Source organism: Williamsia sp. SKLECPSW1, assembly GCF_054332755.1.
This window is the reverse complement of record NZ_JBTGLI010000001.1, coordinates 608,370-632,207: the sequence shown is the minus strand read 5'-3', so window position 1 is coordinate 632,207 and position 23,838 is coordinate 608,370. Positions and strand designations below refer to the sequence as shown.

At 69.6% G+C, this 23,838-nt stretch carries 23 protein-coding genes; 13 read left to right on the top strand and 10 right to left on the bottom strand.

The genetic code is table 11. The features are described from left to right. Nucleotides 1-17: 17 nt before the first annotated feature. A complete protein-coding gene (locus tag ACXVUM_RS02775) occupies nucleotides 18-413 on the bottom strand; it encodes a hypothetical protein (RefSeq protein ID WP_458520347.1) in 396 nt (131 codons plus the stop codon). A gap of 53 nt (nucleotides 414-466) precedes the next feature. Here ACXVUM_RS02775 and ACXVUM_RS02770 point away from each other — a divergent pair, with 53 nt between their 5' ends. The 9 genes from ACXVUM_RS02770 to ACXVUM_RS02730 all read left to right on the top strand — a co-directional run bounded on the left by ACXVUM_RS02770 (nucleotide 467) and on the right by ACXVUM_RS02730 (nucleotide 11,508). Then, nucleotides 467-1,387: an acyl-CoA thioesterase domain-containing protein gene (locus ACXVUM_RS02770; RefSeq protein WP_458520346.1), complete on the top strand. Its 921-nt coding sequence runs from the start codon at nucleotides 467-469 to the stop codon at nucleotides 1,385-1,387. 214 nt (nucleotides 1,388-1,601) lie between these two features. Next, on the top strand, nucleotides 1,602-2,414 hold the full coding sequence (locus ACXVUM_RS02765; RefSeq protein WP_458520345.1) for a TIGR03084 family metal-binding protein: 813 nt from the start codon (nucleotides 1,602-1,604) through the stop codon (nucleotides 2,412-2,414). Further along, entirely contained in the window at nucleotides 2,411-4,141 is a 1,731-nt protein-coding gene (locus tag ACXVUM_RS02760) for an acyclic terpene utilization AtuA family protein (RefSeq protein WP_458520344.1), read from the top strand. The genes ACXVUM_RS02765 and ACXVUM_RS02760 overlap by 4 nt, the downstream gene beginning before the upstream one ends. Then, nucleotides 4,138-5,298 carry an acyl-CoA dehydrogenase family protein gene (locus tag ACXVUM_RS02755; protein ID WP_458520343.1) on the top strand — a complete coding sequence of 387 codons (1,161 nt, stop codon included), beginning with the start codon at nucleotides 4,138-4,140 and terminating at the stop codon, nucleotides 5,296-5,298. The genes ACXVUM_RS02760 and ACXVUM_RS02755 overlap by 4 nt, the downstream gene beginning before the upstream one ends. Further along, nucleotides 5,295-6,893 carry an acyl-CoA carboxylase subunit beta gene (locus ACXVUM_RS02750; RefSeq protein WP_458520342.1) on the top strand — a complete coding sequence of 533 codons (1,599 nt, stop codon included), beginning with the start codon at nucleotides 5,295-5,297 and terminating at the stop codon, nucleotides 6,891-6,893. The genes ACXVUM_RS02755 and ACXVUM_RS02750 overlap by 4 nt, the downstream gene beginning before the upstream one ends. Before the next feature lie 8 nt (nucleotides 6,894-6,901). After that, nucleotides 6,902-8,893 (top strand): ATP-binding protein, encoded by a 1,992-nt coding sequence (locus tag ACXVUM_RS02745; protein WP_458520341.1) that lies wholly within the window; start codon nucleotides 6,902-6,904, stop codon nucleotides 8,891-8,893. Further along, on the top strand, nucleotides 8,890-10,086 hold the full coding sequence (locus ACXVUM_RS02740) for an acyl-CoA dehydrogenase family protein (RefSeq protein ID WP_458520340.1): 1,197 nt from the start codon (nucleotides 8,890-8,892) through the stop codon (nucleotides 10,084-10,086). Before ACXVUM_RS02745 ends, ACXVUM_RS02740 begins: the two co-directional genes overlap by 4 nt. 7 nt (nucleotides 10,087-10,093) lie before the next feature. After that, nucleotides 10,094-10,906 carry an enoyl-CoA hydratase family protein gene (locus tag ACXVUM_RS02735; protein WP_458520339.1) on the top strand — a complete coding sequence of 271 codons (813 nt, stop codon included), beginning with the start codon at nucleotides 10,094-10,096 and terminating at the stop codon, nucleotides 10,904-10,906. Beyond that, nucleotides 10,903-11,508: a TetR/AcrR family transcriptional regulator gene (locus tag ACXVUM_RS02730; RefSeq protein WP_458520338.1), complete on the top strand. Its 606-nt coding sequence runs from the start codon at nucleotides 10,903-10,905 to the stop codon at nucleotides 11,506-11,508. Before ACXVUM_RS02735 ends, ACXVUM_RS02730 begins: the two co-directional genes overlap by 4 nt. A 42-nt stretch (nucleotides 11,509-11,550) precedes the next feature. Here ACXVUM_RS02730 and ACXVUM_RS02725 read toward each other — a convergent pair whose 3' ends face one another. The 7 genes from ACXVUM_RS02725 to ACXVUM_RS02695 form a co-directional block, all read right to left on the bottom strand. Further along, nucleotides 11,551-12,000, bottom strand: coding sequence for a nuclear transport factor 2 family protein (locus ACXVUM_RS02725; RefSeq protein WP_458520337.1), 450 nt, complete (start codon nucleotides 11,998-12,000; stop codon nucleotides 11,551-11,553). Continuing rightward, entirely contained in the window at nucleotides 11,990-13,777 is a 1,788-nt protein-coding gene (locus ACXVUM_RS02720) for an N-acyl-D-amino-acid deacylase family protein (protein WP_458520336.1), read from the bottom strand. Before ACXVUM_RS02720 ends, ACXVUM_RS02725 begins: the two co-directional genes overlap by 11 nt. An 83-nt stretch (nucleotides 13,778-13,860) precedes the next feature. After that, nucleotides 13,861-14,229: a DUF427 domain-containing protein gene (locus ACXVUM_RS02715; RefSeq protein ID WP_458520335.1), complete on the bottom strand. Its 369-nt coding sequence runs from the start codon at nucleotides 14,227-14,229 to the stop codon at nucleotides 13,861-13,863. 7 nt (nucleotides 14,230-14,236) lie between these two features. Further along, nucleotides 14,237-14,626: a hypothetical protein gene (locus tag ACXVUM_RS02710; RefSeq protein WP_458520334.1), complete on the bottom strand. Its 390-nt coding sequence runs from the start codon at nucleotides 14,624-14,626 to the stop codon at nucleotides 14,237-14,239. A gap of 53 nt (nucleotides 14,627-14,679) precedes the next feature. Next, nucleotides 14,680-15,777, bottom strand: a complete 1,098-nt coding sequence (locus tag ACXVUM_RS02705) for a glycosyltransferase (RefSeq protein ID WP_458520333.1) — start codon at nucleotides 15,775-15,777, stop codon at nucleotides 14,680-14,682. A 68-nt stretch (nucleotides 15,778-15,845) separates the two neighbouring features. Next, nucleotides 15,846-16,892: an alpha/beta fold hydrolase gene (locus tag ACXVUM_RS02700; RefSeq protein ID WP_458520332.1), complete on the bottom strand. Its 1,047-nt coding sequence runs from the start codon at nucleotides 16,890-16,892 to the stop codon at nucleotides 15,846-15,848. 35 nt (nucleotides 16,893-16,927) lie between these two features. After that, nucleotides 16,928-17,899, bottom strand: coding sequence for a DMT family transporter (locus ACXVUM_RS02695; RefSeq protein ID WP_458520331.1), 972 nt, complete (start codon nucleotides 17,897-17,899; stop codon nucleotides 16,928-16,930). Nucleotides 17,900-18,348: 449 nt separating this feature from the next. On the opposite strand from ACXVUM_RS02695, the gene rpsL reads away from it, so the two are divergent. From rpsL to tuf, 4 genes are all read left to right on the top strand, one after another. Next, on the top strand, nucleotides 18,349-18,723 hold the full coding sequence (rpsL, locus tag ACXVUM_RS02690) for a 30S ribosomal protein S12 (protein ID WP_458520330.1): 375 nt from the start codon (nucleotides 18,349-18,351) through the stop codon (nucleotides 18,721-18,723). Continuing rightward, the gene (rpsG, locus tag ACXVUM_RS02685) at nucleotides 18,723-19,193 is read left to right on the top strand and encodes a 30S ribosomal protein S7 (protein ID WP_299571695.1); all 471 of its coding nucleotides are present in this window, start codon (nucleotides 18,723-18,725) and stop codon (nucleotides 19,191-19,193) included. The genes rpsL and rpsG overlap by 1 nt, the downstream gene beginning before the upstream one ends. Before the next feature lie 84 nt (nucleotides 19,194-19,277). Further along, nucleotides 19,278-21,383, top strand: a complete 2,106-nt coding sequence (gene fusA / locus ACXVUM_RS02680; RefSeq protein ID WP_458520329.1) for an elongation factor G — start codon at nucleotides 19,278-19,280, stop codon at nucleotides 21,381-21,383. 108 nt (nucleotides 21,384-21,491) lie between these two features. Beyond that, nucleotides 21,492-22,682, top strand: a complete 1,191-nt coding sequence (gene tuf / locus ACXVUM_RS02675) for an elongation factor Tu (protein ID WP_458520328.1) — start codon at nucleotides 21,492-21,494, stop codon at nucleotides 22,680-22,682. Between the two features lie 86 nt (nucleotides 22,683-22,768). On the opposite strand, the gene ACXVUM_RS02670 is transcribed toward tuf, so the two are convergent. Continuing rightward, complete coding sequence (locus tag ACXVUM_RS02670) at nucleotides 22,769-23,020, bottom strand: hypothetical protein (protein WP_458520327.1); 252 nt, start codon at nucleotides 23,018-23,020, stop codon at nucleotides 22,769-22,771. A gap of 13 nt (nucleotides 23,021-23,033) precedes the next feature. Then, nucleotides 23,034-23,690: an HNH endonuclease family protein gene (locus ACXVUM_RS02665; RefSeq protein ID WP_458520326.1), complete on the bottom strand. Its 657-nt coding sequence runs from the start codon at nucleotides 23,688-23,690 to the stop codon at nucleotides 23,034-23,036. Between the last annotated feature and the right edge of the window lie 148 nt (nucleotides 23,691-23,838).

The window sequence follows — 23,838 nt, the reverse complement described above, 5'->3', positions numbered from 1 at the left end:
TGCGCCGGTAGGAAGTGTCAGAGGGCACAGGCCGGCGCGAGGGCGCGGCCCGGGGCGCGGGGACGACGGATCGTCACCGCGAGAAGTGCTGCTGCGGTGGGGAAGACGTAGGTGTCCGCGCGACGGCGCGGTGCCGTCGAGGGTGGGGGATCAGGACGGCGGCCGCATGTGACGACGAGCCGACCGAGCGCGTGGACCGCGACCCGACGGATGCCCGGGTCACCGGCGACGACGAGGCCGACGGTCACGGCGACCGCGGCGGCGACCTCATGGATCGACGACGGAGGCCACCACGTGACGACCGTCGACCACCAGAGCAGGGTCACCAGCGTCGCGGACAGGATGCCGTCTGCGCGCGAGGCGGCGAGGGTGTCGGCGAGACGTGAACGGCTCGACTGTGGTGTCGGACTCATCTGCGCCTCCTTCCCGCGGCCCCGGCCGATCGGTGCTGGTAAGCATCCTAGGCATGAGCACCCCCGACTCGCCGACCGCCGAGGGCGCCCGTGATCCGCTGACGGTCTTCGGGATCGGGGGACAGGCGCCGTCGGCGCCGATGACCCGGATGCGGCAACGTCTGGGCGATGCGCTCGTCGACCACCGGGGACGTCTCGAGATCCCCGCCTATGCGGTGCTCGTCGACTCGGTGGCCGGAGCACCGTTCGTTGCGCGCACCCCGCGCGACCGCGGTGTGGTGCAGGCGAGTCTGGTGTTCGCGACCTCCGGCGTGCGGGTGGAGCCGACGGGAGTGCTCACCGCCACCGCGACCCTGCGTCACGACGCCGACGCCTTCGGTCTCACGACCGTCGACGTCACCGGGGACGACGGCGACCTCGTCGCGACGGTGGTCGCCCGCAGCGCCCGGACAGGACGGGTCTTCGACGAGGCGCTGCTGTCGCAGATCTCGGGAGACGGACCCGACGAGGATCGGTGGCGCACGGTGCCGGCGTCGCTCGACCACTGCGTGCCGCCACCGACCATCGACCCCGTGCTCAGCGGCGCCCAGATCGTCGAGGCGATGCGCGACGGCCGACTGTCGACCGGGCCGATCGCGGCCACCCTGACGATCGAGCCGACGTCGGACGGTGCTCGGTTCCAGCCGGCGCCGTGGATGGCCAACGCTCTCGGGTCGATGCACGGCGGAGTGGTGGCGGCGTCGCTGGCGCAGGCCTGTTCGTGGGCCGGGCAGGGCTGCACCGCTGCCGGTCAGGACCACCACCTCGCCGACTTCGCCGTCGACTTCTTCCGCTCACCGCCCGTCGACGTCGAGGAGTTGACGATCAGCACCCGGGTCGTCCGCGCCGGACGGCGGGTCGTCACCGTCGCGGGCGAACTCCGCGATGCGGAGACCGTGCTCGCCCAGGCCTCCGCCGCCGTCCACCTCTCCTGACCCCGTCGAGTGGGCAGTTCCGGACGTCCAGTGGGCGGTTCCGGACGTCGAGTGGGCAGTTCCGGACGCAACGACGTCCCAACCGCCCAACCGACGTCTGTTTCCGCCCACTCGACGTCTGTTACCGCCCAACCGACGGGTGGAACGGTGGGTTCCGGGAATAAAACAAGCAAGCGTGCTTGCTTTTTTGCGACGGCGGTGGTGTGGTCGACGCATGACGGTTCTCCGTGACCTCGTCGACGACATGGCTGCCGAGGGCGCCGCGCTCGACGACCTCGTCGCCGGCCTCGACGACGTCCGGTGGCGTATGCCGACACCCGCGGAGGGGTGGACCATCGCCCATCAGATCGGGCACCTGGCCTGGACCGACGGGGTCGCGACGACCTCGGCGACGGACCCCGACGGGTTCCGACAGATCCTCGCGGCCGGCGCCGCCGACCCCGAGCACTTCATCGACGACGCCGCGGCCGAGTTCGCCGCACGCGATCGCGTCCGCCTCCTCGACGACTGGAGCGCCGGGCGCGCGGCGTTGGCCGACGCCCTCCTCGCGGTGCCCGACGGCACCAAGCTCGCGTGGTTCGGCCCGTCGATGTCCGCGGCGTCGATGGCGACCGCCCGGATCATGGAGACGTGGGCGCACGGGCAGGACGTCGCCGACGCGCTCGGTGTCCGGGTCGCACCCACCGACCGCTTGAAGGCGGTCGCCCACATCGGTGTCCGCACCCGCGACTTCGCCTACGTGCTGCGGGGGCGCGCGGCGCCGGCGCAGCCCTTCCGTGTCGAACTGGTCGCGCCCTCGGGCGACGAGTGGACGTGGGGTCCGGAGGACGCGACCGATCGTGTCACGGGCAGTGCCCTCGACTTCTGCCTGCTGGTCACGCAGCGGCGTGCGCCGGAGGACCTGCACCTGACGGTCGTCGGGGACGACGCCATCGAGTGGACCCGCATCGCCCAGTGTTTCGCCGGCGCACCCGGTCCCGGCCGGGCACCCCGATCGGCCGCCGACCCCGTGGCGACCACCCGATGAGCGCGCCGCTGAGGCCGGTGCGGATCGGCAACGCCTCCGGGTTCTACGGTGACCGCTTCGCCGCGATGCGCGAGATGCTCGAGGGCGGGGACCTCGACTTCCTCACCGGCGACTACCTCGCCGAGCTCACCATGCTGATCCTCGGGCGGGATCGACTCAAGCACCCCGACCGCGGCTACGCGTCGACCTTCCTCCGTCAGATGCGGGAGAACCTGGCCGTCGCACACGACCGCGGGGTGCGCATCGTCACCAACGCCGGCGGGCTGAACCCCTCCGGTCTCGCAGAACAGATCCGTTCCCTGGCAAGCGAGTTGGGCGTCGACGTCCGCGTCGCCCATGTCGACGGCGACGACCTCGTCGACCGCGCCGACGAACTCGCACTCGGGACGCCGCTGACCGCGAACGCCTACCTCGGCGGCTTCGGGATCGCCGCGGCACTGGACGCCGGTGCCGACGTCGTCGTCACCGGACGCGTCACCGACGCCTCCCTCGTCGTCGGACCCGCCGCGCACCACCACGGGTGGACGCCTGACGATCTCGACCGACTCGCGGGTGCCGTCGTGGCCGGCCACGTCATCGAGTGCGGAACCCAGGCGACCGGCGGCAACTATGCGTTCTTCGGGGAGATCGCCGACCTCGCACACCCCGGCTTCCCGCTCGCCGAGGTCGCCGCGGACGGGTCGTCGGTCATCACCAAGCACGCGGGCACCGGAGGGGCGGTCACCGTCGGAACCGTGACCGCGCAACTGCTCTACGAGATCGGCGGGCCGCGCTACCTCGGGCCCGACGTCACCACCCGGATGGACTCGATCCGTCTCGACCAGATCGGTGCCGACCGCGTCCGGATCAGCGGCGTCCGCGGCGAGGCGCCCCCGAGGACCACCAAGGTGTCGCTGAACACCCTCGCCGGGTTCCGCAACGAGATGACGATGATCCTCACCGGTCTCGACATCGAAGACAAGGCGGCATTGGCCCGCGACCAGTTCGAGTCGTCGCTGCCGGTCAAACCCGACTCGGTGACATGGGAGCTGTCGCGCACCGATCGGCCCGACGCGCCGTCGGAGGCGCAGGCCAGTGCCCTTCTGCGGGTCGTCGGACGCAGCACCGATCCCGATGCCGTCGGCCGCGGATTCTCCGCGGCGGCAGTCGAGTTGGCTCTCGCGAGCTACCCCGGATTCAGTCTGACCGCACCCCCGGCCGCCGGGACGCCGTTCGGTGTCTTCGAGCCGGGATACGTCGACGCCGACCTGATCCCGCATCGCGCCACCCTTCCCGACGGGACGGTCGTCACGATCCCGCCGAGCCCGGTCCGTACCGATCTGCCGCCGCTGGACCCCGACCCCGCCGTCGAGTCACGAGACCGGGGTCCGACCACCCGCGCCCCACTCGGGCGCATCGCCGGAGCCCGCAGCGGGGACAAGGGCGGCAGTGCCAACATCGGTGTGTGGGTACGTGACGCGGACCAGTTCGCCTGGCTCGACGAGACTCTCACCGTCGACGCCCTGCGGCGGCTCCTCCCGGAGACCGCCGATCTCACCGTCACCCGACACCGCTTCCCGAACCTGTTCGCGGTGAACTTCGTCATCGAGGGCATCCTCGGACGCGGTGTCGCCGACAACGTCCGATTCGACCCGCAGGCCAAGGGACTCGGGGAGTGGTTGCGCTCCCGGGTCGTCGACATCCCCGTCTCGTTCGGGGTCACACCGAAAACCGAGGTACACGCATGACGCTGGACACCGCCACCTGGGAGACCGACGAGCGACGCGCGTTGCGCTCGAGCGTCACCGGTTTCGTCGAGCGGCACGTCCTGCCCTACCAGGACTCCTGGGAGGCCGACGGTCTCATCCCGCGGGAGGTGCACAAGGAGGCCGCCGCACTCGGTCTGTTGGGCATCGGGTTCGACGAGTCCATCGGCGGCAGCGGCGGCGACCTCGTCGACGCGACGATCGTCGGTGAGGCGCTGCACGAGGCCGGCGCCGCCGGTGGCGTGTACGCGTCGGTGTTCACCCACGGCATCGCCCTGCCGCACCTCGCGGCGGCGGCGGACCCGGACCAGATCGAGCGCTGGGTGCGACCGACCCTGGCGGGCGAGAAGATCGGCAGCCTGGCCATCACCGAACCCGGTGGCGGCAGCGACGTCGGACATCTGCGGACCACCGCGGTCCGCGACGGCGACCACTACGTCGTCAACGGGTCGAAGACGTACATCACCTCCGCGGTCCGGGCAGACTTCGTCGTCGCCGCCGTGCGCACCGGGGGGCCGGGCGCGTCCGGTGTCTCGCTGCTGGTGATCGAGACCGACACGCCGGGATTCACCGTCACCCGCAAGCTCGACAAGATGGGCTGGCGCTGCTCGGACACCGCGGAACTCGGATTCACCGACGTGCGGGTCCCCGTCGAGAACCTCGTCGGGGCGGAGAACAGCGGGTTCGTGCAGATCGCGCTCGGATTCGTCACCGAACGCGCCGGACTGGCCACGCAGGCCTACGCGAGCGCCCAGCGCTGCCTCGACCTGACGCTGGCGTGGGTGCGGGAGCGGGAGACCTTCGGCAAGCCACTCATCGCCCGACAATCGGTGCAGGACACGGTCACCGAGATGGCCCGCAAGGTCGACGTCGCACGCACCTACACGCGCGCCGTCGTGGAACGTCGTGTCCGGACCGGTGACGACCTCATCGCCGAGGTGTGTTTCGCGAAGAACACCGCCGTCGAGGCGGGGGAGTGGGTGGCCAACGCCGCGGTGCAGTTGTTCGGCGGTCTCGGCTACATGACGGGCACCGAGGTCGAACGGCAGTACCGTGACATGCGGATCCTCGGCATCGGAGGCGGCACGACCGAGATCCTCACCGGCCTCGCCGCGAAACGATTGGGCTACCAGGCATGACAGCTCTGCGGTCCGCGGTCGATCCGACCGACCCCGCGTTCGCCGACAACGCCGCCACGATGACCGAGAAGCTCGCCGGTCTCGAGGCGGAGTTCGCGAAGGCACTCGCCGGTGGCGGCGAGAAGTACGTGGCGCGTCACCACGAGCGCGGCAAACTCCTCGCGCGCGAACGCATCGAACTGCTCGTCGACCGCGACACCGCGTTCCTCGAGTTGTGTCCGCTGGCCGCCTACGGCTCCGACTTCGCCGTCGGCGCGTCGATGGTCGTCGGCATCGGCGTGGTCTCCGGCGTCGAGTGCATGATCGTCGCCAACGACCCCACCGTCCGCGGCGGGACGTCGAATCCGTGGACGCTGCGCAAGGGGTTCCGCGCCAACGAGATCGCGATGGCGAACCGCCTGCCGTGCATCTCCCTGGTGGAGTCCGGTGGCGCCGACCTGCCGACGCAGAAGGACGTCTTCATCCCGGGCGGGCGCATGTTCCGCGACATCACCCAGCTCTCGGCGGCGGGGATCCCGACCATCGCGCTGGTGTTCGGGAACTCCACGGCCGGTGGTGCCTACGTCCCCGGCATGAGCGACCACACGGTGATGATCGAGAACCAGTCGAAGGTGTTCCTCGGCGGACCGCCGCTGGTGAAGATGGCGACCGGTGAGGACAGCGACGACGAATCCCTCGGTGGCGCGGCCATGCACGCCCGGCAGAGCGGACTCGCCGACTACTACGCACGCGACGAACAGGACGCGATCCGCATCGGTCGCCGCATCGTCGCACGGCTGAACTGGCGCAAGCAGGGCCCCGGACCGGTCGCGCCGGTCGTCGAACCGCGGCACGACACCGAGGAGCTCCTCGGGATCGTCCCGGGCGACCTCAAGATCCCCTTCGACCCCCGCGACGTCATCGCCCGCGTCGTCGACGACAGCGACTTCGACGAGTTCAAGGCCGAATACGGTTCGTCGCTGTGCACCGGCTGGGCACGGATCCACGGATACCCCGTCGGGATCCTCGCGAACGCGCAGGGTGTGTTGTTCAGCGCGGAGTCGCAGAAGGCGACCCAGTTCATCCAGCTGGCCAACCGCTCGAACACCCCACTGCTGTTCCTGCACAACACGACCGGGTACATGGTGGGCAAGGAGTACGAGCAGGGCGGCATCGTCAAACACGGTTCGATGATGATCAACGCCGTCTCGAACTCGACCGTCCCCCACATCTCGGTCCTCGTCGGCGCCAGCTACGGCGCGGGGCACTACGGCATGTGTGGCCGGGCGTTCGACCCCCGGTTCCTGTTCGCCTGGCCCAGTGCGAAATCTGCCGTCATGGGCGCCCAGCAGCTGTCCGGCGTCATCGCCATGGTGTCGCGCTCGGCCACCGAGGCCCGCGGCGGCACCGTCGATCCGGAGGCGGAGGCCGGCATGCGTGCGATGATCGAGGCCCAGATCGAGGAGCAGTCGCTGCCCGCGTTCCTGTCGGGGATGCTCTACGACGACGGGGTCATCGACCCTCGCGACACCCGCACCGTCCTGGGGATCGCGTTGTCGGCCATCGATTCCGCGCCGGTCGAGGGGACGTCGAACTTCGGCGTCTTCCGGATGTGAGGACGACTGTGATCACCAGTGTGCTCGTCGCCAATCGCGGTGAGATCGCCCGTCGCGTGTTCGCCACCTGTACCCGCCTCGGCATCTCGACCGTCGCGGTCTTCTCCGACCCCGACGCCGGCTCGCCGCATGTCGCGGCGGCCGATCGGGCGGTACGGCTGCCCGGCCGGACGTCGGCCGAGACCTACCTCGACGTCGACGCGATCATCGCCGCGGCCCGCGCCTCCGGCGTCGACGCGGTCCACCCCGGATACGGATTCCTCTCGGAGAACGCCGCTTTCGCGCAGGCCGTCGTCGACGCCGGTCTGACGTGGATCGGTCCGCCGCCGGCAGCGATCACGGCGATGGGGTCGAAGGTGAACGCCAAGGCGATCATGTCCGATTCCGACGTGCCGATCCTCGGCGATCTCGACCCGGCGACCATCGACGCGTCGGATCTGCCCGTCCTGGTGAAGGCGTCGGCCGGCGGCGGGGGGCGCGGCATGCGCGTGGTCCGCGAGATCGACCGTCTCACCGAGGAGGTCGACGGCGCCGCCCGCGAGGCCGCGTCGGCGTTCGGGGACCCGACCGTCTTCTGCGAGCCCTACGTCGAACGCGGCCACCACATCGAGGTGCAGGTCCTCGCCGACACCCAGGGCACCGTGTGGGCCGTGGGTGAGCGTGAGTGCTCGATCCAGCGCCGACATCAGAAGATCGTCGAGGAGGCTCCCGCACCGCTCGTCGAGCGGATCGGTGGTGATCTGCGGGACCGATTGTTCGCCGCTGCCCGCGCCGCCGCGTCGGCCATCGACTACGTCGGCGCCGGAACGGTCGAGTTCCTGGCCGACGGTGCCGGCCGCTTCTACTTCCTGGAGATGAACACCCGTCTGCAGGTGGAACATCCGGTCACCGAGGCGACCACCGGACTCGACCTCGTCGAGTGGCAGCTGCGCATCGCCGACGGTGAACCGCTCGACGACGCGCCTCCCGCCACGCGCGGCCACTCCATCGAGGTGCGTCTCTACGCCGAGGACCCGGCGAACGACTGGGCCCCGCAGTCGGGGACGGTCCACCACGTGGACATCCCCGCGGACGTCCGGTTCGGTGCCCTGTCGCATCCGGGTGTCCGGGTCGACTCCGGTATCGCCGACGGCAGCGAGATCTCCGTCTTCTACGACCCCATGCTCGCCAAGGTGATCACCTGGGCGCCGACCCGCCGCCGCGCCGCCGCGATGCTCGCCGACGCGCTCGTGCGGTCGCGCGTCCACGGACCCGGGACGAACCGCGATCTGCTGGTGCACATCCTGCGCGACGAGCAGTTCGCGACGGGTGACACCGACACCGCGTACCTCGACCAGGTCGGCCTCGACGTCCTCGCTCGACCTCTGCTCGACGGGGACGACGCCCGCATGGCCGCGGTCGCGGCGACGCTGGCCGCCTCGGCGCGCGAGCGAGCGGGCGCCCGCGTGCAGCCGGGTGTCCCGGCCGGCTGGCGCAACCTCGCATCCGCGCCGCAGAGCCGGGCCTTCGTCGACACCGACGGCGGCGAGGTGACCGTTCGCCACCGCTCCACCCGCACCGGTGTCGACCTCCCCGACGACCCGTCGCTCACCGTGGTCGAGACGTCCGACGACCTGGTCGTGCTGGAGGTGGGCGGCGTACGCATCCCGCATCGCGTCGCCTTCTATCCCGACGCGGACGGGATCGCCACGGTCCACGTCGACACCCCCACCGGCTCCGCGACGCTCGTCGAGACCCCCCGGTTCGTCGACCCGACCGCAGTCGGGGCGCCCGGCTCGCTGCTCGCGCCGATGCCGGGATCGGTGGTCCGTGTCGCGGTCGCCGTCGGCGACAGAGTCGTCCAGGGACAGCCACTGCTGTGGCTGGAGGCGATGAAGATGGAACACACGGTGCACGCTCCGGCCGACGGCGTCGTGACCGAACTCGCAGTGTCGGCCGGACACCAACTCGCGGTGGGTGATGTGCTCGCCGTGATCAGCGAAGAGGAGTTGACCGCATGACCGCGACATCCGAGCGCACCACCGAGGCCGGAGTGAACCCGTTCGTCGAGACCCCCGAACGCGCAGCCCTGCGCGCCTCGGTGGCTGCGCTCGCCGCGCGATACGGGCAGGACTACTTCCAGAAGTGCGCCCGTGAGGGACGCAAGACCGACGAGCTGTGGGCCGAGGCGGGCCGCCTCGGTTTCCTCGGCGTCAACCTGCCCGAGGAGTACGGCGGCGGTGGCGCCGGCATGTACGAGCTGGCGATCGTGATGGAGGAGCTCGCCGCGTCGGGCACGGGCCTGCTGATGATGGTCGTCTCACCGGCGATCTGCGGCAACATCATCGCCCGCTTCGGCACCGACGAGCAACGGCAGCGCTGGATCCCGGGTCTCGCCGACGGGAGCATCACGATGGCGTTCGGGATCACCGAACCCGAGGCGGGCTCGAACTCACACCGGATCACCACCACCGCACGCCGCGACGGTGACGACTGGCTGCTGACCGGTCGTAAGGTGTGGATCTCCGGCGTCGACCAGGCCGAGGCCGTGCTCATCGTCGGGCGCACCGAGGACGCGAAGACCGGCAATCTCAAGCCCGCGTTGTTCATCGTGCCGACCGATGCGCCGAACTTCGAGTACCGGCAGATCGAGATGGAGCTGATCAACCCGGAGAAGCAGTTCCAGCTGTTCCTCGACGGCGTCCGGCTCCCGTCGGACGCGCTCGTCGGGTCCGAGGATGCCGCGTTGAGCCAACTGTTCGCCGGGCTGAACCCCGAGCGGATCATGGCGGCTGCGTCGGCGATCGGCATGGCGCGCTTCGCGTTGGGCAAAGCCGTGGACTACGTGACCACCCGCACGGTGTGGAAGACCCCGATCGGGGCGCACCAGGCCATCGCACATCCGTTGGCGCAGGGCAAGATCGAGCTCGAGATGGCCAAGCTGATGATGCAGAAGGCCGCCTCGTTCTACGACGCCGGTGACGACTGGGGAGCCGCCGAGCCGGCCAACATGGCGAAGTACGCCGCCGCCGAGGCGTGCGTGAAGATCGTCGACCAGGCCGTGCAGTCGATGGGCGGCAACGGTCTGTCGACGGAGTACGGCATCGCGCCGCTGCTGAACCTGTGCCGGATCGCCCGCGTCGCACCGGTCAGTCGCGAGATGGTCCTCAACTTCGTCGCGCAGACCAGCCTCGGCCTGCCGAAATCGTACTGAGCGCATCGTGTCCGACTCGCCTGGACCCGAGGCCCTCGTCACCCGGTCCGACGCGGGTGGCGTCGCCACGATCACCCTGGACTCGCCGGCCAACCGGAATGCGCTGTCGCCGGCGCTGACCGGCCGACTGCGTGACCATCTGGCGGCGGTCGACGGTGACACGTCTGTCCGCTCGGTGGTGCTCACGCACACGGGCGGGACGTTCTGTGCCGGCGCCGATCTCTCCGCCGCGATGGCGTCGGGACTCTCGCCGGCGGAGGCGTCGGCCGCGGGAACCGAGGCGATGACGGCGATCCTGCGGGCGATCATCACCTCGACGAAACCGGTGATCGCACGCATCGACGGCCACGTCCGTGCCGGCGGCCTCGGGATCGTCGGGGCCTGCGACATCGTGGTCGTCGGTCCGTCGACCACCTTCGCGCTCACCGAGGCCCGACTCGGGCTGGCGCCGTCGATGATCTCGCTGACCCTGCTGCCGAAGATGAGCTCGCGCGCCGCGAGCAGGTACTTCCTCACCGGGGAGAAGTTCGGGCCGGCCGAGGCGGAGGCCATCGGGCTGGTAACCGTCGCCGTCGACGACGCCGACGCGCTCGGACCCACCGTCGACGACCTGACGGCGAACATCGGGAAGGCCTCGCCGCAGGGCCTTCGGGAATCGAAGAAGGTGGTGAACACCCTCGTGACCGAACTGTTCGAGCGTCGAGCCGATCAGCGTCGCGAGGAGTCGGCTGCACTGTTCGCCTCGGACGAGGCGAGAGAGGGCATGACCGCCTTCCTGCAGCGGCGCGATCCGTCCTGGGTGACCGGGGCCGCGCGATGACCGGCTCGGGGGCGACGCGCGAGCCGCAGCAGAGCCGGTCGCGGGCCACGCGCAAGCGACTGCTCGACGCGACGATCGACATGCTCGCCTCCGAGGGGTGGTCGGCGACGACCGTCGCGCTCGTCGCCGAACGGGCCGGTGTGTCGAGAGGTGCAGCGCAGCATCACTTCCCGACCCGGGAGAGTCTCATCACCTCGGCGTTGGAGGCGACGTTCGACGAACTCACCGCGCGGGCGAGCGCCGTCGACGACACGATCCCCGACGGACCGGGGCGCGTCGAGGCCGTCGTCGGCCGAGCCGTCGACGTCTACACCGGTCTGCACTTCAAGGCGGCGCTGCAGGTGTGGAGTGCCGCCGCCTCGGATCCCGCCCTGCGGGAGATGATCCTGCCGATGGAGCAGCGGTTCGGCAGTGCGGCACATCGGATGACGGTCGAGTCGCTCGCAGGCGTCGACGCGCCGCCGCACGTACACCGTCTGGTGCAGGCAACCCTCGACATGGCGCGCGGACTCGGACTGGCCGACACCCTCTCCGACGACTCCGCGCGTCGCAAACAGGTCGTCGCGACCTGGTCCGAGGTCCTCTCCGCAGCCCTCCGCTGACCCGGCCCGCTCGGGGAGTCGGCGCCGGGGTGGGCGACCCCGTCAGATGAGACCGGTGGCGTCGAAGATCCAGGACGTGTCCGCCTGGGCGAGGTCCTCGAGCCAGGTCGGCGGCGCGGTGTTCGCCAGTCCGCCGAAGTCCCAGTAGTCCTTCCACAGCGCGACCTTGCCGTCGCGGACGCGGTGCACCGAGACGAACGGCAACTCCGCCGTCTCACCGGTGGCCCACGCCCAGGACTCCGAGTGCTCGTACATGACGATCTCATCGTCGGAGACGATCGTCCCGGGATGGTTCCGATAGGCCGCCAACGGCGCGATGCCCACCTGGAGACGTGCGACGATGTCCTGCGGTCCCCGGGCGGCGAGGGTGGGTCCGACGGGCATGTCGACGTAGATGCAGTTCTCGGCGAGATGTGCTGCGACACCGTCCCAGTCGCGATCCGAGAGTGCCGACCACAGGCCGACGACGGCGTCGTGCACCTCAGACGGCACCGGCGACCGCCTGTGTCGGACCCATCGCGGGGGTGCGCTGTCCCGACCGCAGGAACTGTCCGGTGCGCGTGGTCCCGACGACGTCGGTGGGGCATCCGTCGCGCACCACGGTCCGACCACCCACGAGCACGGCGTCGACGACGCCGTCGTTGCGGTTGACCATTCGTGGCAGTCCACCGAACGCCTCGACGGGGCTCTCGTGGTACTCCTCGAGTCGGTCGTCGAGCGCCGCGGGATCGAGGACGACGAGATCGGCGCGGTCGCCGGGCCGCAGGTGGCCGGCGTCGATGTCGTAGAAGTCGGCGAGTTCTCCGGTGAGACGGTGGACGGCTGCCTCGGTGCTCAGGAACTCTCGTCCTGCCCGCTGTTCGTCGCGGACGTGCCGCAGCAGACGCAGTCCGAAGTTGTAGAACGCCATGTTGCGCAGGTGCGCTCCCGCGTCGGAGAAGCCCATCTGGATGCCGGGTTCCCGCGCCATCTGACGGAGGATCTCGGGGCGGTGGTTGGAGATCGTGGTGCGCCACCGCAGGTCTCGGCCGTGTTCGACGACGAGGTCGAGGAACGCGTCGACGGGGTGCAGTCCCCCGCGGCTGCGACCGACGTCGCCGAAACTCATCCCGACGACGGACTCGTCGGGGCAGGCGACGATCTCGGCGTCGAACAGGTCGCGGTGCCAGACGCGCGGGCCGTACTTCTTCTCGTAGTCCGTGCGTAACCGGCGCCGGTACCCCTCGTCGCGGATGAGCCCGTCGCGGGCGACGTCGTCGCGGAGATGCAATGCCGCTGCGCCGCTGCCGAACTCCTCGAAGATGACGAGGTCGATGCCGTCGGCGTACACCTCGAACGGGACGGGCAGATGCTGCCAGCGGAAGTCACCGCCGAAGCGGTTCACCAGTGCGGCGAGCGGTCCCATGATCCGCACGGCCCTCGGGTCGGCCTTGATGTCCGCGGCCGACAGGAGGCTGGTCTTCAACCGCGGCCGACCGATGCCCAGCGACTGCAGGGCCTGGGAGACGACGTTCCACGGGTGGGTGATGTCCGGGCCCGACTGCAGCACCCGCCCGGTCGCGCGGACGAGATCCTTCAGCCGGCGCAGTTCCCGGGGGCGGGCGTAGGTCGACGGGAGCGTGCGTGACCGGCAGGTCTCGCCGTCGAGCTTGTCGAACAGCAGTTGCTGCGACGACAGACCGACGAAACCGGCGTCGAGCGCATCGGCGAGCCACCGCTCCATCTGCGCGAGTTCCGCGCGGGTGGGTCGGGTGTCGGACCGGGTCGCGCGATCGAGCCCCATCGCCGCGGCGCGCATGTCCGAATGCCCCAGGAACGCGGCGATGTTCGGGCCCAGGGGCCGCGCCTCGAGCGCCCCGATGTACTGCTCGCAGCAGCGCCACGACTTGTTCCGATCGACGGCGGCGATGACGTGGTCGCGCGGTATCGCCTCGACCCGGCCGAACAGGTCGCCGGCGTCGGTGCCGTCGACGTGGACCGTCGACAGCGAACAGGACCCCAGCAGGACGGTCGTCACGCCGTGTCGCAAGGACTCCGACAGGCCGGGGGCGTCGAGCACCTCGATGTCGTAGTGCGTGTGGATGTCGACCATCCCGGGGATGACCCACCGTCCGTCGGCGTCGATCACCTGCGGACACTCGGTGGTGTCGAGGGGTCCGACGCTGACCTCGGCGACGATGCCGTCACGGACACCGAGGTCGCGGATGGCGGGTGGTGCCCCTGTCCCGTCGAACCAGAGGCCCCCGCGGACGATCGTGTCGTAGGTCACACCTCCACGGCACCACTGTGGGCCATCGATGTCAAGACTTCTGTCTGGACAGGTGTCTGCCAGCCCACCCGCGGGTGCTGGTCTCAGTCGACGGTGATGTCGACCCGGTCCGGGTAGAACGCGACGTGGCCCTTGATCTCGGCGACCGCGGGGAAGGGGTCGGTGTAGGTCCACACCGCGTCGGTGGCGGTGTCGGATCCGACCGCGAGATCGAAGTACGACGCCTCACCCTTGTAGGGGCAGTAGGACGTCGACTCCGAGGTGCGCAGCGCTGCCGGGTCGACGGCGTCGAGCGGGACGTACTGCACGGCGTCGTAGCGCGCCTCGCGCAGGGTCTGCGCGGCGTCGGTCTCGGCGATCACCGTGTCGCCCACACGGACCGTGACGTGTCCGGGTGTCGGTTCGACGGTGATGGGGTGGTCCGGGCCGGGGACGAGATGCTCACGCTTCATCCCGTCGTCAACGCCTCCTGGTCCCGGGTGCTTCCCGGCCGAGGGCGTCGACGATCGCGCGCTCGACCGGCGACGTCGGATCACCGAGGTCGAACTGCTCGCGCAGCATGATCCCCGGTTGGCTCATGAAGCGTGGACGTCCGGCGCGGTTCACCTGCGCGGCGTGGATCAGGAACGGGTGACACAGGAACACGTCGCCCGCGTCACCGGTGGCGAGCACCTCGGGGCGGGCGGGGTCGTCGAGAGCCCCCGCGGCGCTCGACTCACGGTCGAGCGGGAACCGGATCGGGACGACACCGAGCTCGACGCGCTGGATCCACCGTCCGGGTCCGATGAGTCGGTCGTACGCCGCGGCCAGGGCGGGGGCCGCGGCAGCGCGCGCGAACACGGGCGTCATCGACGACGAGTCTCACCGCCGAGCCGTCGCGCCGCCAGCGGTTTTCGACGCCCTCAGCCGACCGCCGAGGCGACCAGGCCGGGCAGGTCGGCGGCGACATCGGCGGGGGAGGGCATGGCGGCGATCTCGGCGGCCACCCCCGTGCAGGCCGTCCGCGCGGCGGAGTCGCGAGGCAGCAGGCGTGCCACAGCGTCGGCGATCCTCGTCGCGGACGCCTCGGCCGGGAGGATCTGATCCCCGACGCCGCGTGCGACGACGGCCTCGGCGTTGCGGAACTGGTCGGCTCCCTGCGGGAGCACCAGGTGCGGGACGCCGGCTGCACAGGTCCCCAGCGTCGTTCCCGCCCCGCCGTGGTGCACGACGAGGTCGGCGCGGGCGACGACCTCCGCCTGCGGCACCCATGCGGCCACCTCGACCAGATCCGAGCGCACGGTCAACGCTGCGACGTCGACCGCGGGCCCGGCCGCCACGACGACCCGACGGTCCCCGGTGTCGACGGCACGGATCGCCGTCTCGAGCACTCGGGCACTGGAGAACTCGGTTCCCAACGTGATGACCACGAGCGGCAGGCCGGTGCGTCGACCGACGATCGCCGGCAGGTCGCCCCCGTCGGCGTGCGCGACCGGCCGCAGGGGTCGGTAGCCGGGCAGGTCGAGCACCTCCCGGTCCTGCATCGACGGCGGGTACACGTCGAGGTGGGGGACTTCTTCGGCGGCGACGCCGAAGGTGAGGCCGCGCCCGATGCCGTGTCGGACACAGGGCACCCCCGCCCGGGCAGCGGCCTGCATCGCGCCGATGTTGCCGGCCTCGGCGACGACGAGATCGGGACGGTCGCGGTCGATGAGGCCCAGCAGATCGGTCCGGTACGCGTCGGGCAGTACCTCGCCGAACGCCCGCCCGATCGTCTCCCCGATGTGGGGGATGCGGGCGCGGTCCTCGGGCGGGACGTCGGCGATCCCGAGGCGGGCGAACGCGTCGTGGATCGTGATCCCGACGGGTTCGTCGGCGATGCCGGCGGCCGCGAGCACGGCACCCATCGTGGCTGTCGTCGCGAAGACCACCTCGTGCCCCGCCTCACCGCACGCGCGGGCCAGCGGGACGAGCGGCAGCAGGTGGCCGTAGGAGCCGAGGGACGAGAAGACGACGCGCATGGGAGAAGGTTAGCTGCACTAACAGGTGGGGGTGGTCCGCCCTGCGTCGACCCGTCGCGGAGGTCGGGTCAGCTCGGCGTGTACCCGGGGCGTGCGAGCAACTCCCGCAGCCCGGCGTCGATGAACTCCGTGTCGACGGGGTTCGCGCCACCCCCGGCGAAGTGACCCCACACGCCGGGGATCACCCTCACCTCGCCCTGCTCGATGTACTGGCTCGCCCACTGTTCGTCCTCGGGCGGGAAGTACAGGTCCTTCTCGGCGGGCATGGCGAGCAACGGACACCGTATGGACGCGAGCGCCGCGGTCTCGTCGCCGTCGAAACCGGGTGTGTTCCCGACGTTCCCGCTGTGCCAGGTCCGGAGCATCGCGATCAGGTTGTTCGGATCACGACCGTCGCGGAAGAAGTTCTCCCAGAACCCGTAGAGGAAGTCGTCGAGGGAGGTGAACCCCAGTTCCCGCCACGTCTCCTGCCAGTAGAACGCCTGGGAGTACCCCCAACCGGAGTAGACCCGTGCGAACGCGCGCAAGCCCTTCACCGGCAACCTCGCCGGGTCGTAGTCGCCGTCGGCGAACGCCGCGTCCGCGCTCAGGGCGACGATCAGCGACTCCAGGAACACCTTGTTGTGCGGCGCGGTGATGCTCGATCCGCAGAAGGGTGCCGCGCGCTGCACCATCTCCGGATGGCTGACGGCCCACTGATAGGTCTGCCCGGCCCCCATCGACCAGCCGGTGACGAGGGAGATCGAGGAGATGCCGAACTTCTCGGTGACCAGCCGGTACTGGGCCTCCACCTGGTCGTGGAAGGTGACGGCCGGGAACCGCGGCCCGTCGTACGGCGACGGGGTGTTCGACGGTGAGCTGGACAGTCCGTTGCCGAGCATGTTCGGCACGATCACGAAGCGCTCGGCGGGGTCCAGTGCGCGGCCCGGGCCGATGAGCCATTCGTTGTCGGTGTGCCAGCCTGAGTACCAGGTGGGATAGACGACGACGTTGGACTTGTCGGGGGCGAGCGTGCCGTATGTCTTGTAGGCGAGGGTGGCCCCGCGGAGGGTGAACCCGCTCTGCAGGGTGATGTCGCCGAGATCGAAGTGCTCGGCGTCGGTGGGTGCGGGCATCACGGGCCTCTCGTTCGCCGGGTCGTCCCGCGAGTTTATGGCCTCACGCCGGATCCGGTCCGGCGTCGACCGGAGGCGCGAGCCTCCCGCACACCCATCGCGGTGACGGTCGCGGCCACCACCGCCAGGCCGGTCCACTGCGACCACGTCAGCGACGTCCCGAGGAGCAGGGCGCCGACCGTCGCGGCGGTCGCCGGGAACGCGAGTTCGGCCAGCGTCGCCCGGGATGCCGGCGTGGACTGCAGCGCGCGGTAGTACAGCGCCAGGGCCAGCAGGCCGGGGATGAGAGCCAGGAGGACGAGGCCGACGGCGTCGCCCCAGGCCGGCAGAACCGGTGCCCCCGTCACGCCGACGACGGCGAACGCGCCGATCGTGCCGAAGCCCAGGCGCAGCGTCGTGAGCTCGCGCGGGCTCACCGACGGCGACACCAGACGGCCCAGCACGGTGCCGGCGGCCCACAGCGCGGCGGCGCCGAGCGCGAGCAGTGCGGGTTCCACCTCGGTCACCCGCAGGTGCAGGGGGTCGGCGAACGCGAGCAACCAGGTGCCGACGAGGGCGGGGACCACATAGAGGGCGTATCGCGGTCGGAGGCGTTCGCCGAGCAGGATCACGGCGAGCGCGATCGCCATCACGGGCTGCAGCTTCTGCAGGACCAGCGGGGTGATGAAGTCGCCGTCCCGGCCGGCGATGGTGAAGGCACGGGTGAACAACGCGGTCGCCACCGCGGAGGCGCCCACGCCGATGAGGATCACCGCGGCCTTGTCGCGCAGACCCAGGCGGAGGAACGCCCGGACGGCCGACGGCAGGAACGGCGCCAGCACGACGATCGGGATGATGTGCTCCCACAGCACCACCGTGCCCGCGGCGAGGTCGCTCGCCAATGGCTTGCGCAGCAATCCGTCGAGGCCCCACAACGCTGCGGACACGGCGACCAGCCAGGTCGCATCGCGGCGTCCGGGCGGAGTCGCCGCCCGATCCGGACGGGTCAGGACGACCGTCTCACTCACCTGGATCCCCCGTGTCCGCGTCGGTCTTCGCCATCGGTGGTGACACCACCTCCCACGAGGGAACACCGCGACGGTCCCGTACGTTCCACCCCTGACCACCGCGTGCGCGCCGGTGTCCGTCCGGTCGCCGGTGTCCAGCATTTTGACCGCGTCAAACACGGTCGGTAGAGTTGAGCGCTGGTGTCCGGCGCAGGCCGGACCAGGCCGCGTGCCCACGTTCGTCCCCGGAGATCCTCCGGTGGCGGGGGTGTGCCCCGGGCTGCGGTGACACCCGGTCGTAGGCGCGTTCGACACGCCCGACAACGGGGTGAGAAAACAACGACTGACCAGAGCCTTCGGGCCTGGTGGGGCGATCTGTGGAGTCACGGTCCGACGACGTCGGGTCGAGATTGCCCGGAGCACCAACCACAGAGAACGACGAACACTGCCGAACAGAGGATGAATTCTCAGTGCCAACGATCAACCAGCTGGTCCGCAAGGGCCGCCATGACAAGGCTGCCAAGCAGAAGACGGCAGCCCTCAAGGGCAGCCCGCAGCGTCGCGGGGTCTGCACCCGCGTCTACACCACGACTCCGAAGAAGCCGAACTCCGCGCTGCGCAAGGTCGCGCGTGTTCGCCTGACCAGCTCGGTCGAGGTCACCGCCTACATCCCCGGTGAGGGCCACAACCTGCAGGAGCACTCGATGGTGCTCGTGCGCGGCGGTCGTGTGAAGGACCTGCCCGGTGTCCGCTACAAGGTGATCCGTGGATCGCTCGACACCCAGGGTGTGAAGGGTCGCAAGCAGGCCCGCAGCCGCTACGGCGCGAAGAAGGAGAAGGGCTGATGCCACGTAAGGGACCCGCTCCGAAGCGTCCGCTCATCAACGACCCGGTCTACGGGTCGCCGCTGGTCACCCAGCTGGTGAACAAGATCCTTCTCGACGGCAAGAAGTCGACCGCCGAGCGCATCGTCTACCAGGCCCTCGAGCAGGCGCGGGAGAAGACCGGTACCGATCCGGTCATCACCCTCAAGCGCGCGCTCGACAACGTGCGCCCCGCCCTCGAGGTGAAGAGCCGTCGTGTCGGTGGCGCCACCTACCAGGTGCCCGTCGAGGTCAAGCCCAACCGTGCCAACACCCTGGCGCTGCGCTGGCTCGTGACCTTCAGCCGCCAGCGTCGTGAGAAGACGATGGTCGAGCGCCTGGCCAACGAACTGCTCGACGCCAGCAACGGCCTCGGTGCCGCGGTGAAGCGTCGTGAGGACACCCACAAGATGGCCGAGGCCAACCGGGCGTTCGCGCACTACCGCTGGTGATCTGACACGGTCCGCGGGCGGGCGTCGCAGCCCGCCCGCGGACCGATCACCTACCCCCTCAACGCGAAAGAGCGAGGAACAGACGTGGCACAGGACGTGCTGACCGACCTGAACAAGGTCCGCAACATCGGCATCATGGCCCACATCGATGCCGGCAAGACCACGACGACCGAGCGCATCCTCTTCTACACCGGTATCTCGTACAAGATCGGTGAGGTCCATGACGGCGCGGCCACCATGGACTGGATGGAGCAGGAGCAGGAGCGTGGCATCACGATCACCTCCGCCGCCACCACGTGTTTCTGGAACGACAACCAGATCAACATCATCGACACCCCGGGCCACGTCGACTTCACCGTCGAGGTCGAGCGTTCGCTACGCGTCCTCGACGGCGCTGTCGCGGTGTTCGACGGCAAGGAGGGCGTCGAGCCCCAGTCGGAGCAGGTGTGGCGTCAGGCCGACAAGTACGACGTGCCGCGTATCTGCTTCGTCAACAAGATGGACAAGCTCGGCGCCGACTTCTACTTCACGGTGCAGACCATCAAGGACCGCCTCGGTGCGCGTCCGCTGGTGATCCAGCTGCCGATCGGTGCCGAGAACGACTTCGAGGGCATCGTCGACCTGGTCGAGATGAAGGCCAAGGTCTGGTCCGGTGAGACCAAGCTGGGCGAGAAGTACGACGTCCAGGACATCCCGGCCGACCTGGCCGAGCGCGCCGAGCAGTACCGCCAGGAACTGCTCGAGGCCGTCGCCGAGTCCGACGAGGAGCTGCTCGAGAAGTTCTTCGGCGGCGAGGAGCTGTCGATCGAGGAGATCAAGGGCGCCATCCGCAAGATGACGGTGGCCTCGGAGATCTACCCGGTGCTGTGTGGCTCGGCGTTCAAGAACAAGGGCGTGCAGCCCATGCTCGACGCCGTCATCGACTACCTGCCGTCCCCGCTGGACGTCGAGTCGGTGCAGGGCCACGCGGTCGGCGACGAGGAGAAGATCCTCACCCGTCGTCCGTCGTCGGACGAGCCGTTCGCGGCGCTGGCGTTCAAGATCGCCTCGCACCCCTTCTTCGGCAAGCTGACCTACGTCCGGGTGTACTCGGGCAAGGTCGACTCCGGTGCCCAGGTCATCAACTCGACCAAGGGCAAGAAGGAGCGTCTCGGCAAGCTCTTCCAGATGCACTCGAACAAGGAGAACGCGGTCCCGACCGCCTCCGCCGGGCACATCTACGCCGTGATCGGACTGAAGGACACCACCACCGGTGACACCCTGTGCGATCCGCAGGATCAGGTGATCCTGGAGTCGATGAGCTTCCCGGACCCGGTCATCCAGGTCTCGATCGAGCCGAAGACCAAGTCCGACCAGGAGAAGCTGGGCACCGCGATCCAGAAGCTCGCCGAAGAGGACCCGACCTTCTCGGTCAAGCTCGACGAGGACACCGGCCAGACCGTCATCGGCGGCATGGGCGAGCTCCACCTCGACATCCTCGTGGACCGCATGAAGCGCGAGTTCAAGGTCGAGGCCAACGTCGGCAAGCCGCAGGTGGCCTACCGCGAGACGATCCGCAAGACCGTCGAGAAGCACGAGTTCACCCACAAGAAGCAGACGGGTGGCTCCGGCCAGTTCGCGAAGGTCATCGTCAAGCTCGAGCCGCTCACCGACGCCGAGGACGGCGCGACGTACGAGTTCGCCAACGAGGTGACCGGTGGCCGCGTGCCGCGCGAGTACATCCCGTCGGTCGACGCAGGTGCGCAGGACGCCATGCAGTACGGCGTGCTCGCCGGCTACCCGCTGGTGAACCTGAAGCTCACCCTGCTCGACGGCGCGTACCACGACGTCGACTCCTCGGAGATGGCGTTCAAGATCGCCGGCTCGCAGGCGCTCAAGGAGGCCGCGCGGATGGCGGGGCCCGTCATCCTCGAGCCCCTCATGGCTGTCGAGGTCATCACGCCCGAGGACTACATGGGCGACGTGATCGGCGACCTCAACTCCCGCCGTGGCCAGATCCAGGCCATGGAGGAGCGCAGCGGTGCCCGTGTCGTGAAGGCACTGGTCCCGCTGTCGGAGATGTTCGGCTACATCGGAGACCTCCGGTCGAAGACCCAGGGCCGAGCGAACTACTCCATGGTGTTCGACTCGTACGCCGAGGTTCCGGCGAACGTGTCGAAGGAGATCATCGCCAAGGCAACGGGCGAGTAATCACCGCTGCCGGGGTGGTCTACGCACCACGGCGACCAACGTAAGAGAAAATCCCAGTCCCTCACCGGGATCCCCCCGGTGGGAGCAACAGTCCAGGAGGACACACAAGTGGGCAAGGCGAAGTTCGAGCGGACCAAGCCGCACGTGAACATCGGCACCATCGGTCACGTCGACCACGGCAAGACCACGCTGACCGCGGCCATCACCAAGGTCCTGCACGACAAGTACCCGGAGCTCAACCAGAGCTTTGCGTTCGACCAGATCGACAAGGCGCCGGAGGAGAAGGCTCGTGGTATCACGATCAACATCTCCCACGTCGAGTACCAGACCGAGAAGCGTCACTACGCGCACGTCGACGCCCCCGGTCACGCCGACTACATCAAGAACATGATCACCGGTGCCGCCCAGATGGACGGCGCGATCCTGGTCGTGGCGGCCACCGACGGTCCGATGCCCCAGACGCGTGAGCACGTGCTGCTCGCCCGTCAGGTCGGCGTGCCCTACATCCTGGTCGCGCTGAACAAGGCCGACATGGTCGACGACGACGAGATCATCGAGCTCGTCGAGATGGAGGTCCGCGAACTGCTGGCCGCCCAGGACTTCGACGAGGAGGCGCCGGTCGTCAAGGTCTCCGCTCTCAAGGCCCTCGAGGGCGACGAGAAGTGGGCCGAGTCGATCGCCGAGCTCATGAACGCCGTCGACGAGTCGGTGCCGGACCCGGTCCGTGAGACCGAGAAGCCGTTCCTGATGCCCGTCGAGGACGTCTTCACCATCACCGGTCGTGGCACCGTCGTCACCGGTCGTGTGGAGCGCGGCGAGATCAACGTGAACGAGGACGTGGAGATCGTCGGCATCCGCGAGAAGTCGACCAAGACCACCGTCACCGGTATCGAGATGTTCCACAAGCTCCTCGACTCGGCGCAGGCGGGCGACAACGCCGGTCTGCTGCTGCGCGGCCTCAAGCGTGAGGACGTGGAGCGTGGCCAGGTCATCGTGAAGCCGGGCACCACGACCCCGCACACGGAGTTCGAGGGCCAGGCGTACATCCTGTCGAAGGACGAGGGTGGTCGTCACACCCCGTTCTTCAACAACTACCGTCCGCAGTTCTACTTCCGCACCACGGACGTGACCGGCGTCGTGACCCTCCCCGAGGGCACCGAGATGGTCATGCCGGGCGACAACACCGAGATGAGCGTCAAGCTCATCCAGCCGGTCGCCATGGACGAGGGCCTGCGCTTCGCCATCCGCGAGGGTGGCCGCACCGTCGGTGCCGGCCGCGTCACCAAGATCAACAAGTGATCTCAGCTCGTTGATCTGACTCACCGAGTCACACCGAACGCCCGATCCCCGCGAGGGGATCGGGCGTTCGTCGTCTGTCGGGTCGGTCAGTCGGCGGGGGCGGTGAAGCGGTCGACGACCTGTCGATGGAACGACGCGAGGTCGTCGGGCGTGGGGAGATCACGGTCGAGCTCGCTGACGCGGTACCACTCGTCGGCGCCGGAGTATCGGACGCGGACGGTGGCGTGCGCGGAATCGTCGCAGGCGCAGACGATCTCGACCGAGCCGGTGATCACCCCGACCTCGTCGGTCATGACGGCGCCGGGGGTGACGGTGGTGACGGTGGACAGTTCGGCCATGGGTCGATCCTCCTCAGCAGGCATTCAGCGCGGCGGTCAGGGCGCTCTTCTCCGACGACTGCAGGGTCAGATCCCACGCGCTCTTCGATCCGATCCACATGCGGGCGTAGGTGCACCGGTACGACGTGACCGTCGGTTGCCAGGTCGACGGATCCTGATCGCCCTTCGATCGGTTCGAGCTCGCCGACACCGCGATGAGCTGGGAGTGCTGCAGGTCGTTGGCGAACGCCTGACGACGCGACGTCGTCCACGACGCTGCGCCGGAGCGCCACGCCTCGGCCAGCGGTACGACGTGATCGATGTCGACGCCGGACGCCGCGGTGAGGGTCACGCCGTCGTAGGGGGAGTACCAGCGCCCGGCGGTGGGGTAGCAGTCGCCACCGGTCGTGACGCCGCTGCCGTCGCGCTTCAGCACGGTCTCGCGGGTGTCGCACGTCCCCGACTGGGCGATCCAGTGCGGGAACAGGTCACGGGAGTAGCCCGACATCGACCCCTCCGTCGCGACGGTCAGCCCCGCGAGCATGGTGCGGGCCGTCGAGACCGACGGGATGTCGGGAGGTGTCGCACCCGCCGGTCCGGCGGCGAGGACGGTGACGAGTGCGGCGACGGCGCCGAGCAGAGCGGCGACGAGCCGTCTGTGGGGCACGGCGGAGCGGGTGGTGGTGGACATCGGTCGTGATTCCTCTCGTGACCCCCGTCGTCCCCCTGCGGCGGACGCTAACGACGGGGGATTGCCGTCCGGTGGCCACCGAAAGAATGCTGCGCAAACTAAAGAAGCTGCACCCGCATCGCCCTCGGCGCAGGGCGTGGCAGGCTGG